This is a genomic window from Protofrankia sp. CiP1_Cm_nod1 (assembly GCF_920888515.1).
Taxonomy (GTDB): domain Bacteria; phylum Actinomycetota; class Actinomycetes; order Frankiales; family Frankiaceae; genus Protofrankia.
On the sequence record NZ_CAKKTM010000168.1, the window covers coordinates 1 to 13,669 of the forward strand.

General features: G+C 72.6%; 11 protein-coding genes. 3 read left to right on the forward strand and 8 right to left on the reverse strand.

What is annotated here, in order from left to right:
• From pgl to tal, 4 genes are all read right to left on the reverse strand, one after another.
• Nucleotides 1–799 (reverse strand): 6-phosphogluconolactonase (pgl, locus tag NBX02_RS08070; RefSeq protein ID WP_250290693.1); only part of this gene is annotated, 799 nt, incomplete at its 3' end.
• The gene (locus NBX02_RS08075; protein ID WP_250290696.1) at nt 799–1,914 is read right to left on the reverse strand and encodes a glucose-6-phosphate dehydrogenase assembly protein OpcA; all 1,116 of its coding nucleotides are present in this window, start codon (nt 1,912–1,914) and stop codon (nt 799–801) included. The genes pgl and NBX02_RS08075, both read right to left, overlap by 1 nt.
• Nucleotides 1,911–3,443 (reverse strand): glucose-6-phosphate dehydrogenase, encoded by a 1,533-nt coding sequence (zwf, locus tag NBX02_RS08080; protein WP_250283299.1) that lies wholly within the window; start codon nt 3,441–3,443, stop codon nt 1,911–1,913. The genes NBX02_RS08075 and zwf overlap by 4 nt, the downstream gene beginning before the upstream one ends.
• A 164-nt stretch (nt 3,444–3,607) precedes the next feature.
• Complete coding sequence (gene tal, locus NBX02_RS08085; RefSeq protein ID WP_250283297.1) at nt 3,608–4,738, reverse strand: transaldolase; 1,131 nt, start codon at nt 4,736–4,738, stop codon at nt 3,608–3,610.
• An 883-nt stretch (nt 4,739–5,621) separates the two neighbouring features.
• Between tal and NBX02_RS08090 the strand changes: the two genes are divergently transcribed.
• The gene (locus tag NBX02_RS08090) at nt 5,622–6,515 is read left to right on the forward strand and encodes a heme o synthase (protein WP_250283332.1); all 894 of its coding nucleotides are present in this window, start codon (nt 5,622–5,624) and stop codon (nt 6,513–6,515) included.
• Nucleotides 6,516–6,816: 301 nt separating this feature from the next.
• On the opposite strand, the gene NBX02_RS08095 is transcribed toward NBX02_RS08090, so the two are convergent.
• The 4 genes from NBX02_RS08095 to NBX02_RS08110 all read right to left on the reverse strand — a co-directional run bounded on the left by NBX02_RS08095 (nt 6,817) and on the right by NBX02_RS08110 (nt 10,562).
• Complete coding sequence (locus NBX02_RS08095) at nt 6,817–7,833, reverse strand: COX15/CtaA family protein (protein WP_445548317.1); 1,017 nt, start codon at nt 7,831–7,833, stop codon at nt 6,817–6,819.
• A 129-nt stretch (nt 7,834–7,962) separates the two neighbouring features.
• A complete protein-coding gene (locus tag NBX02_RS08100) occupies nt 7,963–8,817 on the reverse strand; it encodes an ABC transporter permease (protein ID WP_250283295.1) in 855 nt (284 codons plus the stop codon).
• Nucleotides 8,814–9,755, reverse strand: coding sequence for an ABC transporter ATP-binding protein (locus tag NBX02_RS08105; protein ID WP_250283293.1), 942 nt, complete (start codon nt 9,753–9,755; stop codon nt 8,814–8,816). Before NBX02_RS08105 ends, NBX02_RS08100 begins: the two co-directional genes overlap by 4 nt.
• 306 nt (nt 9,756–10,061) lie before the next feature.
• Nucleotides 10,062–10,562, reverse strand: coding sequence for a transcriptional regulator (locus tag NBX02_RS08110; RefSeq protein WP_250283329.1), 501 nt, complete (start codon nt 10,560–10,562; stop codon nt 10,062–10,064).
• 693 nt (nt 10,563–11,255) lie between these two features.
• Here NBX02_RS08110 and NBX02_RS08115 point away from each other — a divergent pair.
• Complete coding sequence (locus NBX02_RS08115) at nt 11,256–12,083, forward strand: helix-turn-helix transcriptional regulator (protein WP_250283291.1); 828 nt, start codon at nt 11,256–11,258, stop codon at nt 12,081–12,083.
• Entirely contained in the window at nt 12,080–13,504 is a 1,425-nt protein-coding gene (gene sufB / locus NBX02_RS08120) for a Fe-S cluster assembly protein SufB (RefSeq protein ID WP_250283290.1), read from the forward strand. The genes NBX02_RS08115 and sufB overlap by 4 nt, the downstream gene beginning before the upstream one ends.
• The last annotated feature ends 165 nt before the right edge of the window (nt 13,505–13,669 follow it).

Genomic DNA, 13,669 nt, shown 5'->3' on the forward strand with positions numbered 1-13,669 from the left:
CCCCGGCGCTGACGGGCCTGGCCGCGGCGGCCCGGTCCACCAGCCACAGCGTGCGTTGCCGGCCGCGCGCTCCCACCGCCGGGATGTCGGCCGGGGCCGCGCCGGAGAACGCGCGGGCCACCGCGTCCGCCTTTGCCTCGCCCGCGGCAAGAAGCCAGACCTCGTGCGCCGCCTGGATCGCGGGCAGCGTGAGTGAGATCCGGGCGGGCGGCGGCTTCGGGGAGTGGTGCACCGCGACGGTGGCGGTACGGGCGTGGATGGCCGAGGAGCCGGGGAAGAGCGAGGCCACGTGCCCGTCCGGCCCGACCCCGAGCAGCAGCACGTCGAAGGATGGGACCGCCACCGTGCCCGCGGCCGCGGTGGCCCCGGTGGGCGCGTGCTCGGCGAGCAGGCGGGCGTAGGCCGACGCGGCGGCCTCCGCGGCGTCGGTGCCCGTGGCTGTGCCCGTGCCGGCATCGGCGTCCGCGCTGCCCATCGGGAAGACCCGGGCCGGATCGAGGGGGAGGGCGTCGAGCAGCGCCTGACGGGCCTGCCGGTCGTTGCGGTCGGCCGAGTCCGCGGGCACGAAACGCTCGTCACCCCACCAGACGTCCACCTGGCCCCAGTCGACCGTCTCGACGAGCGGGCTGTCGCGCACCGCCCGCAGCGTGGCCACCCCGATCCCGCCGCCGGTGAGGACCACCGAGGCGCTGCCGCGGCTGGCCTGCGCGTCCGCCAGGCTGATGATCAGACGGGCGGCGGCCGCGGCGGCCAGCAGCGCCGGATCGCGATGGACGATCACCTCGGGTGACATGCTCATCAGCCGAACGCCTTGGCGCCGTCCGTAACGCCACCACCGTCGCCACCGCTGCCACCGTCGCCGCTGCCACCGTCGCCGCCGCCGCCGTCGCCACCGCTGCCGCCCGTGGCTTCGGCCGCGTCCGGGGCGGACCTGGCCGTGGTGCTCTCCGGCGCCATCGGGTCGCGCCAGATGTGTTCGCGGACCGCCGGCCGGGAGGCCAGGCCCGCTATCCCGCTCCAGGCCGACAGCGCGTCCGCGTAGGGCCCGTCGTTGTCGAGCCGGCGCAGCTCCTCGGCCAGCAGGTCGCCGAGGCCGCGGTCGGGCAGCGGCAGGGCGCGGCCGGGCCGGCCGGGCCGGCGCAGCAGCACGGTGTGGGCGTCCTGGCGGGTCAGCGTCAGCGTGCCGTCGTGGTCGAAGTCGACGCGTATCTCGGCCGGCCCGCCCCGGGAGACCGCCTCGGACACCGTGACCGGCACCCGCAGGCGGTCGGCGAGCCAGCCGGAGAGCAGACAGACGCCCGGGTCCGCCGGGCTGCCCGCGATGGTGACTGACCGTGGCTGCTCGGTGATCGAGTCGAAGGCGGCGGCGGTCAGCGTCCGCCAGCCGGTCAGCCGCGTCCAGGCCAGGTCGGTGTCGCCGGGCGCGAAGTCCGCCGCGCGGCGCCGCAGCGCCGCCACCGGGTCGGGGGCGGCGGCCGCGTCACTGACCCGGCGGTCGGCGAAGACGCCCAGCGGGTCGTAGGCGATCCGGTCCGGGGGCTCGCCGTCCCACCAGGTCACCACCGGCGCGTCCGGCGCGAGCAGCGGCAGCACCACCGACTCGGCGTGCAGGCCGAGCCGGCCGTACATCCGCATGACCACGGCCTCACCGGGGCCGAGCCGCCCGCCGATGGAGACCTCGGCGTCCAGCCGGGAGTTGGAGGCGTCCAGCTGGCGGCGCACGATGATGAGCAGCCGGCACGGGTGGGCCGCCGCCGCGGTCGTCGCCGCGCTCTCGGCGGCGCTGACGTGCTTCTCGTCCACCACGACCACCAGGGTCAGGGCCAGGCCGAAGGCGAGCGCGCCGGCGGAGCGCCGTTCGGCCGCCAGCGCCCTGACCACGTCGGTGCCGGTGGTGTCCCACAGGGTTGTCACGGTCGCCTCCAGCAGCGCCCGTCACGGGCGAGCATCTCGTCGGCGGCGGCCGGCCCCCACGTCCCCGACCGGTAGAGATGGGGGACGGAGCCGGCCCAGAAGTCCTCCATGGGGTCGATCACCCGCCACGACTCGATCACCTCGGAGTTGTTCGGGAACAATGTCGCGTCCCCGAGCAGCACGTCAAGGATGAGCCGTTCGTACGCCTCGGGCAGCGACTCGGTGAACGCCTCGCCGAAGAGGAAGTCCATGGCGACGTCGCGGACCTCCATCGCCGACCCCGGGACCTTGGAGCCGAACTTCAGCGTCACGCCCTCGTCCGGCTGGACCCGCACCACCAGCTGGTTGTGGCCGAGCTCGGTGGTGTCGGTGGCGTCGAAGGGCAGGTGCGGGGCCGGCTTGAACGAGATGGCGATCTCGGTCACCCGGCGCGGCAGCCGCTTGCCGGTGCGCAGGTAGAACGGGACGCCCGCCCACCGGCGGGTCTCGATCCCCAGCCGGACGGCGGCGAAGGTCTCCGTGCGCGAGCCCGCCGGGACGCCGTCCTCCTCCAGATAGCCCCGGACCCGCTGGCCGGCGAGCCAGCCCTGCTCGTACTGGCCCCGGATCGCGTAGCCGGCAAGGTCGTCCGGCAGCGAGACGGCCCGCAGGATCTTGAGCTTCTCGTACCGGATGGCCTCGGCGTTGAAGCTCACCGGCTCCTCCATGGCGGTCAGCGCCAGCAGCTGGAGCAGGTGGTTCTGCAGCACGTCCCGGGCGGCACCGGTGGCGTCGTAGAAACCGGCCCGCGAGCCGATGCCGACGTCCTCGGCCATGGTGATCTGGACGGAGTCGACGAAGTGGGAGTTCCAGATCGGCTCGAACAGGGTGTTGGCGAACCGCAGCGCCAGCAGGTTCTGGACGGTCTCCTTGCCCAGGTAGTGATCGATACGGAACACGTCGGGCGCGGTGAACACGTCGTCCACCAGCTCGTTGAGGGCGCTGGCGGACTCCTGGTCGTGGCCGAAGGGCTTCTCCACCACGACCCGCCGCCAGCCGCCGGACGCCTCGTTCGAGGCCATCCCGGTGCGCTGCATCTGCTTGAGGACGACCGGGAACGCCGACGGCGGGATGGACAGGTAGAACGCCGCGTTACCCGGGATGCCGTGGCTGTGCTCGAGGTCGAGCAGGGTCTTCGCGAGCGTGTCGAAGGCCTGGTCGTCGTTGAACGACCCCTGGACGAACTTCACCGACGAGGCCAGGCGCTCCCAGACGTCCTCCCGGAACGGTGTCCGGGCGCCCTTCTGCGCGGCCTCCCGGAGGATCTCGGCGAAGCCGCCGTCGTCCCAGTCGCGCCGGGCGAAGCCCAGCAGCACGAAGCCCGGCGGCAGCAGGCCCCGGTTCGCCAGGTCGTAGACGGCCGGGATGAGCTTCTTGCGGGCCAGGTCGCCGGTGACCCCGAAGACCACCAACGCGCATGGGTCGGGCAGGCGTGGCAGCCGGCGGTCCCGCGGGTCGCGCAGCGGGTTGGCGCGCACCGTTGGCGTCACCCGAACTCCCCTCCTCGTCGTTGTGGGGTTCCCTCGTCTGGCTTCATCTGGTGGTCCCGCCTGTCCGGGTCTCTGGGTCATGTCCGTGGGGCTTCTCGTGGCAGCGGCCTGTCGGGCCTGTCTGTCGGGCCTGTCTGTCGGGCCTGTCAGGTCTGTCAGGTCTGTCAGCCGGTGAGCGCTCCCGGCTGGCCGCCGGCGGCCGTGAGCTGTTCCCCGACCGCCGTCAGCAGCTGGTTCCAGGAGTCCACGAACTTCTCCACACCCTCGCGTTCGAGCACCTCGACGACGTCGGGGAACGAGATGCCGAGACCGGCCAGGGCGGCCAGCACCGCGTGGGCGTCGTCGTAGTACGGCCTGATCGTGTCGCCCCGGACCACCCCGTGGTCGGCGAACGCGTGCAGTGTTGCCTCCGGCATCGTGTTGACCGTGCCCGGGGCGATCAGCTCCGTCACGTAGATCGTATCCGGCAGGGCCGGGTCCTTCGTGGACGTGGACGCCCACAGCGGCCGCTGCGGCCGGGCACCGGCCTTCGCCAGCGCCGACCACCGCCCGGTGGCGAACGCCCGCTCGTAACGCTGGTAGGCCAGCCGCGCGTTGGCGACCGCGGCCTTACCGCGCAGGGCCTTTGCCTCGGCGGTGCCGATCTTCTCCAGCCGGCGGTCCACCTCGGTGTCGACCCGGCTGACGAAGAACGACGCGACCGAGGTGATGCCGGGCAGCTCCAGACCGGCCGCCGCGGCCTGCTCGATGCCGGCGATGAACGCGTCCATCACCGCGTCGTAGCGGTCGAGCCCGAAGATCAGCGTGACGTTGACGCTGATACCCGCGGCGAGCGTGGCGGTGATCGCCGGCAGGCCGGCGAGGGTGGCCGGGATCTTGATGAACAGGTTCGGCCGGTCGACCAGCCACCACAGCGCGCGGGCCTCGGCCACGGTGCGCTCGGTGTCGTGGGCGAGCCGCGGGTCGACCTCGATCGACACCCGGCCGTCCACCCCGCCGCTGGCCTCGTAGGCGGGACGCAGCACGTCACAGGCGGCGCGGACGTCCGCGGTCGTGATCGCGCGGACGGCCTCGCCGATGTCCACGCCGCGGACGGCCAGGTCGCGCAGCTGCTCGTCGTAGGCCGATCCGCTGCTGATCGCCTTCTGGAAGATGGTCGGGTTGCTGGTGACGCCGACGACGCTGCGGGTACGCACCAGCTCGGCGAGGCTGCCGGTCCGCAGCCGGTCCCGGCTGATGTCGTCGAGCCAGACCGCCACGTCGGCGGCGGACAGCAGGGCCAGGGGGTCGGTCATTGTGGTGGACGTCCTCTCCGGGGAGCGCTGGCGTGCTGATGGACGGTTCGGCGCCTACGGTTGTCATGTCCGTCGTCTGTCATGCCCGTCGTCGTGTCCATTGTGGTCGGCGCGCCCTGGCGGTCAGCGCCGGACCGTGGCGGTGGGGGCAGGCCCACCAAATGCCGCCGGTACATGCCGCCAGTACCGGTAGGGGCGGACCGTCCCCCGCTGCCGGTACGGACGGGCCGGGCCACGCCGTATCTGCCGGTACGGATGGGCCTACCCTCTCGCGTTCCTCCCCTCACCCCCGCGCCCGGACAGCTCGAGAAGCCCGGGGACGACCGGCCGGGAACCTGCCGGGAACCTGCCAGGAACCTGCCAGGGACGTGCCGGGGACGTGCCGGGAACCTGCCGGGAACGTGTCGGGAACCGGGAACCTGCCGGGAACACTGCCCTCCGGCCCGCCCGACGCGCTTTCCCGGTCACCGGGCCCGGGGGCACGGGAGCCGGGCTGGTGGCTTCGGGAGCGTCGGCAGCGCTGCCGACGCCGACGGCCATGCCGCGGGGAAGCCGCCGGGACATCCCTGTCTGCGCAGGCCGGGCCGACGGTGCCGCTCAGGGTGCCGGCCAGGGCCACGGATCTTCTTCTGGACGGGTCGCGCGCCTGGCGCGGCGTCCGGCGGTTAGACTCCGACACGTCGTAGAACCACGCCGCGAAGCCCCGGCGCCCCGGGGCCCGAGTCCGGGCGGGTGGCCTGTGTCGCCCGCCGATCGCGAGGTCGTCCTGTCCGCCCTGGCCGCGTCCACGCCGGTAGCCAGCCTGCCGAAGCCGACCACGCCCGCGCCGCCGGCCTCCGGGGAGCGCGGCGGGCCGGACGGCCCGACCGGGCCGACCGGGCCGATGAGGACCCGCCGCCCGGTCGGGGCGCTCGCGCGTTCCTACCTCGCCCTGACCAAGCCGCGGATCATCGAACAGCTCCTGATCACGACCATCCCAGTCATGCTGCTGGCCGAGCGCGGCCTGCCCTCGCCGTGGCTGATACTCGCGACCCTGGTCGGCGGGACGTTCGCGGCGGGCAGCGCCAACACGTTCAACTGCTACATCGACCGCGACATCGACCAGGTGATGGCGCGTACCCGCGCCCGGCCGCTGGTGCGGGCGAACGTCACACCCGCCGAGGCGCTGCGCTTCGGTGTCCTGCTGGGTGTCGCCGCGACCCTGCTGTTCGGTTTCGCGGTCAACTGGCCCTCGGCACTGCTCGCCGACGCGGCGATCGCGTTCTATGTCTTCGTCTACACCCTCGGGCTCAAGCGCCGCAGCCCGTCCAACATCGTCATCGGTGGCGCGGCCGGCTGCTTCCCGGTGCTCATCGGCTGGTCCGCGGTGACCGGTACGGTCGGCTGGCCCGCCGTGCTGCTCTTCGCGGTCGTCTTCTTCTGGACCCCGCCGCACTTCTGGGCGCTGGCCATCAAGTACCGGGACGACTACGCCGCCGCCGGGATCCCGATGCTGCCGGTCGTGGCGTCACCGGAGGTGGTCGCCAGGCGCATACTCGGCTATTCGTACGTGATGGTCGCCACGTCCCTGCTGCTCGTCCCGGTCGCGGACACGGGATGGCCCTACCTGGTCGTGGCCGCGCTGCTCGGCGGCTGGTTCCTGGTCGAGGCGCACCGGCTGGTCCGCTCCGTCCGCCGTGGCGGGCAGATCCGCCCCATGCGGCTGTTCCACCTGTCCATCACCTACCTGACGCTCCTGTTCGCCGCGGTGGCCCTGGCCGCCCTGTGGCACCCGTAGCCGAAAGCCGTCTACCCGCTGTCCGCTGACCCGACCCGCTGAGCTCGGGCGGACGGATCCCGCCTGACGGAGCCCACAACGGAACCGCTGCCCGGGGAACTTCGTGGTCGTCCAGGTGGGAACCGTCGCTGGGACCACCTACAGGTGAGCGGGAGGCAGGCAACCGTAGGTGGTTTCCGTTGTTCTGATGATGGTTTTCACCTACGGCATCCGCTGCCGTAGGTGAAAACCATCCCCATCGTGACGGGAACCACCTACAGGCGCAGGCGCGCGGGTACGGGCGCGGGCGGCTGGAGCGGGGTTACAGCGGGGCTTTCGACCGGTGCTGCTCGGCGGTGCCAGCGGCGTCGGCGATGCTGGGGCCGGCGGTGCTGGGGCCGGCGATGGTGGGGTGGCCGGTCGGCGGTGACCGCCGGGGGGCGGGCGGGGATGCAGGCAGGTCGACCGGCGCCGGTCGGTTGACCATGGCCAGCCAGATGTGCAGGGCGGCGATCCACAGCGCGGTGGCCCCGGCTATGTGCAGCTCCACCAGCGCGACCGGGATGCCGGTGAAGTACTGGACGAACCCGACGCCGGCCTGGGCGGCCGCGATGGCGGCGAGCGCGTTGCTCGCGCGGACCGCCTCCCGCGGCCCGCCGCCGGCACGCACCGCGAGGACCGTCGCGATGACCAGCCCGACCAGGAGCATCGCGGCGTCCGCGTGCAGCTGCGCGACATTGGTGATGTCGAACCCGAACCGTTTCGCCTCGGTGGAGTCCCCGCTGTGCGGCCCGGTGCCGGTGACCACCGTGCCGAGGACGAGCACCGCCCCGGCGACACCCACCAGCAGCCGGGCCAGCCAGCGCAGCTCGCGCCCGCCCGCCGGCCGGGCCGGGCCGGGGCCACAGCGGGCCCGGCGGTCGAGCGCCACGACGTCGAGCAGCAGCAGCATGGACAGCAGGAAGTGCCCCGCCACCAGCGCGGGATGCAGCTTGAACAGGACGGTCAGGCCGCCGAGCACCACCTGGCCGAGGAAGCCCAGCCACAGCCCGAACGCGAGCAGGACGAGGTCGCTGCGGCGCTCGCGCAGCCGCAGCGACACCAGCGGCAGCAGCAGCATCACCGCCCCGACGGCGGTGGTCAGCAGCCGGTTGCCGAACTCGATCCAGCCGTGCACGGAGTACTCCGACTGCGTGACGAACGAGTCCTCGCCGCATCTGGGCCAGGTGGGGCAGCCGAGCCCGGAGCCGGTGAGCCGGACCGCGCCACCGGTGACCACGATCAGCGCGAGCAGCACGACGCTGACGCGGGTGAGCCGCTGGAAGACCACCGGACTCACCGTGGGTAGTCGTAGTGGCTGCCGCATGTTCATCCCCGTGGATACTACCGTCTGTAGAAGTCCGGGCCCGGCATCCTTGCTCCCACCGGCGCCCCTACTCCCATGTGAAGGTCATTCCCATCGTGAAGGTCATTCCCATCTGAAGGTGCGGGCCGCCAGCGCCAGGGAGCCGGCCGCCCAGGCGCACAGCACGACCAGATCGCCGACGGGCAGGCCGGCGCCGTCCCGCAGGACGGCCCGCAGGCCGTCGGAGGCGGCCGCGGTGGGCAGCGCCCGGCCCACCGCCTCCAGCCAGCCCGGCAGCTCGGACAGCGGGACGATCACCCCGCCGACGAGCAACAGCAGCAGGTAGACGCCGTTGGCCGCGGCCAGCGTCGCCTCCGCCCGCAGGATGCCCGCCATCAGCAGCCCCAGGCCGCAGAACGCGACGGTGGCCACCAGCAGGAGCAGCGCCACCCACCACGGCCGGCCATGCGGGTGCCAGCCGAGGGCGAACCCGACGGCGACCAGCACCGCGACCTGGATGATCTCCACGGCGACCACGGCCAGCGTCTTGCCCGCCAGCAGGACCGAGCGCGGCAACGGGCTCGCGCCGAACCGCCGCAGCACGCCGTAGGAGCGCTCGAAACCGGTCGCGATCGCCTGCCCGGTGAACGCCGTCGACATGACCGCGAGCGCCAGGATGCCCGGGACGAGGAAGTCCACCGAGCGGGCGCCGTCGGTGGGAAGCACGTCCACCGCGCTGAAGAACAGCAGCAGGCCGACCGGGATGACCAGGGTGAGCAGCACCGACTCCCCGCGCCGCAGCGTCAGCTTCAGCTCGATCAGCGTCTGCGCGCGCAGCATGTCCCACCGGCTCGCCGCCCCCGGTGAGGGACGCAGGTCCAGCGGCGCTCGCGTGCCCACGGCGGAGCGGGGGCCGGCGGCGGCCGGCTTGGCCGGCTTCCCGCTCCGGCCGCCGGTCGGCACCTCCGTGTCGGTCATGCCCGCAACGCCGAACCGGTGAGTTCCACGAACACGTCCTCAAGACTGCGCTGTTCGACCTGGAGGTCCTCGGCCATGACGCCGTTGCCCGCGCACCAGGCGGTCACCGCGGCGAGCATCTGCGGGTCGACCTTCCCCTGTATGACATAGCGCCCGGGCGGTCCCTCCCTGGCGACGGTGCCGCTGGGCAGGGCCAGCTCCAGCCGGTCGATGTCGAGGCCGGCCAGCGCCCGGAACCGCAGCTCCCCCTTGGCGCCGCCGCTGGTCAGCTCGGCCGGGGAGCCCGCCGCGAGGACCTTGCCGTGGTCGACGATGACGACGTGGTCGGCGAGCTGCTCCGCCTCGTCCATGGCGTGGGTGGTCAGCACCACGGTGACCCCGGCCATCCGCAGCTGTTCGATCAGCTCCCAGGTGGCCCGGCGGGCCTGCACGTCCATGCCGGCGGTGGGCTCGTCGAGGAAGACCAGCTCCGGACGGCCGACGAGGGCCATCGCCAGGGACAGGCGCTGCTGCTGGCCGCCGGAGAGGCGGCGGTAGGGCACCCCGGCCATCTCGGCGATGCCGACGCGCTCGAGCAGGGCGGTGACGTCCAGCGGGTCACGGTGGTGCGCGGCGAGCAGAGCGAGCATCTCACCGGCGCGGGCGCCCGGGTACACCCCGCCGGACTGGAGCATGACCCCCACCCGTGGGTGCAGCGCGGGCCCGTCACGGGCGGGGTCGAGGCCGAGTACCCGCACGTGGCCGGCGTCCGGGCGGCGGAACCCCTCGCAGATCTCGATCGTGGTTGTCTTGCCGGCGCCGTTCGGGCCGAGCAGCGCCGTGACCGACCCCGCCACAACGGTCAGCGATAGATCGTTGACAGCATGTATGGCTCGGTCCGAGCGTGGCCAGTATGTCTTGACCAGGCTGGAAACCTCGAGTGCCAGGTCGTCCGCCACACACGCGATCCTACGGACCTTTGCCGTCGTAGGTGCGACCGGAACCCGCCCGGATACGGTCAGAACACACCGGCGGCCCGCCCGCGGCGCCCACCGGGCAGCCATCGGTGGCCGGGAACGGCCGGGAGCCGGGAAGGCCGAGAGCGAGCCCGAAGGTGCGGGAGAGTGGGGGAGAGCGGGGGAGAGCGGTGAACAGCGCGGGGAGCGGCTCTGGGAAGGGCGCGGGAACAGCGTCGGGAACCGGGAGCGGTACCGGGGGCCGGGAGCGCTGTCGGGGGCCGGGAACGGTCGGTGTCAGGGACGAGGTCAGGAACGGGCCTGGCCGCGCCGCCCGCGCGGCGGGGCAGGCCGCTGCCCGGCCCCCGGCTCGACGAGCGCGCCCCACGCGCGCAGCCGCTCGTAGAGCAGCGGCGGTGTCGTGCTGTAGAGCCGTGCCAGCGAGAGCAGGTCCGTGCGGCGCAGGCGTAGCACGTCCCGGGAGCTCTCCGAGCGCAGTACCTGCACGATCGCGATCCAGCGCCGCAGCGGGCCGGTCCGGGTCGGTGGCAGTTTGCGCAGCCGGTGCAGGTCGATGGCCAGCGGCGGCAGGCCGGCCAGCTCGGAGCGGTCCGTCTGGGAGGGGATGAGCACGACCGCGGCCACGTCGTAGAGCTCGGCGAGCTCCATCAGGCGGTGCACCCGCAGGGAGCGGCGCCCCCGCTCGTAGGCGCCCAGGGTGCCGGCGGTCCAGCGCCCGTTCGTACGTTCCTGGACGTCGACGAGGGACATGCCGCGCCGGTGGCGGGCGGCTCGCAGCCGGCGCCCCAGCTCCGCCGCGTAGTCGTCGCGCCGCGGGCTCGTGTCGGCACCGCTGGCCCTGCCGGCACTGGTGCCGGCGCTGGCCCTGGTGCCGGCCGTACCCACTCTGGCTCTACCGGTGCCGGCGCTGGCTTTACCGGCGCTGGCCCTGCTGGCGCTGGTGCCGGCCGTACCCACTCTGGCTCTACCGGTGCCGGCACCGGCCGTGCCGGTCGCGCCCGTGCCGGCTGTCCCGCCTGTACCGATACCGCCTGCATCGGCTTCGCCGCTGTCGGTGTCGGTACGGCTGGTGTTGGCGGCGTCCGGGATGGTTCCGGAGATGCCGGCCGGGTCAGCGTCGGGCTCAGGAGCGCTGTGGTCGGCCTCGGTCACGGTCTCCGTCCGGGTCGCGTCGGACCGGAGGCGCGTTCCGCCTCCGGCCACAGCCTGTCAGGAGTTGGTCTGTGAGATGGCCGGTTCACACGATGACAGCCGGATGCGGGTGGTCTCCGTGTGGTATCGCCGCGTACCGATATGCCGCCGTCTATACCGGCGCCGGGGGCCGCCGGCGAGTGTGGCGGATCAGACGCTCGCTCCAAGCGGACGCTCTTCGCCCAGCTCAGATGCCACGATGGTCGGGTACCGCGACAGATCACGTCGTACCGGCGGGCCGGGGGGTTAGACCCACGGCGGGAAATAAGGCACAGTGGTGTTGTGAAAAGCATGCCCGACACCTCCAACGGTACGGCGGCCGACGGCCGGACCCGTGACCGTGTCGCGCGCCTGCTCCTGGAGCTCGGCCCCTCGACCGCGGTCACACTCTCGGCACGCCTCGGCCTGTCGCCGGCGGCGATCCGCCGCCATCTGGACGCGATGCTCGCGGAAGGCACGATCACCACCCGGTCGGCCCGTAACCCCGGCCCGCGCGGCCGTGGCCGCCCGGCCCGGGTCTACCAGCTCACCGCCGCCGGCCACGCGGCCGGCCCGACCGCGTACGAGGACCTGGCCACCAGCGCGCTGAGCTTTCTCGCGGACGTCGCCGGCCAGGCGGTTGTCGCGGAGTTCGCCGAGGCGCGTGCCGCCGAGCTGGAGCGGCAGGTACGGGCCGCGGTCGCCCGGGCCGACCCGGCCGACCGGCCGGCGGCGCTGGCGGCGGCGATGTCCGCCGCCGGTTACACCGCGAGCACCTCGCAGCTGCCGACGGGCGTCCAGATCTGCCAGCACCACTGTCCCGTCCAGCATGTCGCCGAGCAGTTCCCCGAGCTCTGCGGCGCGGAGACCGCCGCGTTGTCGCGGCTGCTGGACTCGCACGTCCAACGGCTCGCCACCATCGCGCATGGTGACGGGGTGTGCACGACACATGTTCCGCTGGAGACCCGGGAACCCCAGCAGCCCGAGAAGAGCGGCGACGCCGCGGCACCCTCCACGGTCGTGCCGGTCGTGCCGGTCGGGACGCCGACGTCCGCGGCGGCCGTCAGCACACCTGGTTCCACACCTGTCACTCCCACCACCGCCACCTCTCTCACCTCCTCGGAGGGTCCTGCCATATGACCACCACTCCTGAGACCGAGATCGACAGCCGGCTTGAGGGCCTGGGTGCCTACAAGTTCGGCTGGTCCGACACGGACGCCTACGCGGCGACCGCCGAACGCGGGCTGTCCGAAGCGGTCGTCCTGGACATCTCGGCCAAGAAGGGCGAGCCGGAGTGGATGACCCAGCTTCGGCTGAAGGGTCTGAAGCTGTTCGGCCGCAAGCCCATGCCCACCTGGGGCGCGGACCTGTCCGGGATCGATTTCGACAACATCAAGTATTTTGTCCGTTCGACCGAGAAGCAGGCGGAGAGCTGGGACGACCTGCCGGCGGACATCCGCAACACCTACGACAAGCTCGGCATCCCCGAAGCCGAGAAGCAGCGTCTGGTCTCCGGCGTGGCGGCGCAGTACGAGAGCGAGGTCGTCTACCACAAGATTCGTGAGGATCTTGAGGAGCAGGGCGTCATCTTCCTCGACACCGACACCGGCCTGCGGGAGCACCCGGAGATCTTCCAGGAGTACTTCGGCTCGGTCATCCCGGTCGGGGACAACAAGTTCGCCGCGCTGAACACCGCGGTGTGGTCCGGCGGCTCCTTCATCTACGTCCCGCCGGGCGTGCACGTGGAGATCCCGCTGCAGGCGTACTTCCGCATCAACACCGAGAACATGGGCCAGTTCGAGCGGACTCTGATCATCGTGGACGAGGGTGCCTACGTCCACTATGTCGAGGGCTGCACCGCGCCGATCTACTCCTCGGACTCGCTGCACTCCGCGGTCGTGGAGATCGTCGTGAAGAAGAACGCCCGCTGCCGCTACACGACCATCCAGAACTGGTCGAACAACGTCTACAACCTGGTGACCAAGCGGGCCGCCTGTCAGGCCGGCGGCACCATGGAGTGGATCGACGGCAACATCGGCTCCAAGGTGACGATGAAGTACCCGGCGGTGTGGCTGCTCGGCGAGCAGGCCAAGGGCGAGGTGCTCTCGATCGCCTTCGCCGGCGCCGGCCAGCACCAGGACGCCGGCGCGAAGATGGTGCACGCGGCGCCGCGGACGTCGTCCACGATCGTGTCCAAGTCGGTGGCCCGCGGCGGCGGCCGCACCTCCTACCGCGGTCTGGTGCAGATCCAGGAGGGCGCGCACAACTCGCGGGCGACGGTGAAGTGCGACGCCCTGCTGGTCGACACGGTCAGCCGGTCGGACACCTACCCCTACGTCGACGTCCGCGAGGACGACGCCTCCATCGGGCACGAGGCCACCGTCTCCAAGGTCGGGGAGGACCAGCTCTTCTACCTGATGAGCCGCGGGCTGTCCGAGGACGAGGCGATGGCGATGGTGGTGCGCGGGTTCGTCGAGCCGATCGCCCGCGAGCTGCCGATGGAGTACGCCCTCGAGCTCAACCGACTGATCGAGCTGCAGATGGAAGGCGCGGTCGGCTGATGGTGACAGCTCCTGTCCACAACGGCTCACAGGGCTCACAGGGCGCGCCGGGGCTGCCGGGCTCGTCGGACGGGTCGTCCGCCGCCGCCGGCGGCACCGCCACCGCCACCGTGCCGGCGGGGTCGTCGACCGGCCTGCCGTTCGGCTCCCGGCCAGGGGTGGCCG

Coding starts and splice junctions, on each gene's coding strand:
- NBX02_RS08100 (WP_250283295.1), bottom strand. CDS start 8,817: ATGACCGACACGGAGGTGCCGACCGGCGGCCGGAGCGGGAAGCCGGCC.
- tal (WP_250283297.1), bottom strand. CDS start 4,738: ATGACCGACCCCCTGGCCCTGCTGTCCGCCGCCGACGTGGCGGTCTGG.
- NBX02_RS08090 (WP_250283332.1), top strand. CDS start 5,622: ATGAGGACCCGCCGCCCGGTCGGGGCGCTCGCGCGTTCCTACCTCGCC.
- sufB (WP_250283290.1), top strand. CDS start 12,080: ATGACCACCACTCCTGAGACCGAGATCGACAGCCGGCTTGAGGGCCTG.
- NBX02_RS08115 (WP_250283291.1), top strand. CDS start 11,256: ATGCCCGACACCTCCAACGGTACGGCGGCCGACGGCCGGACCCGTGAC.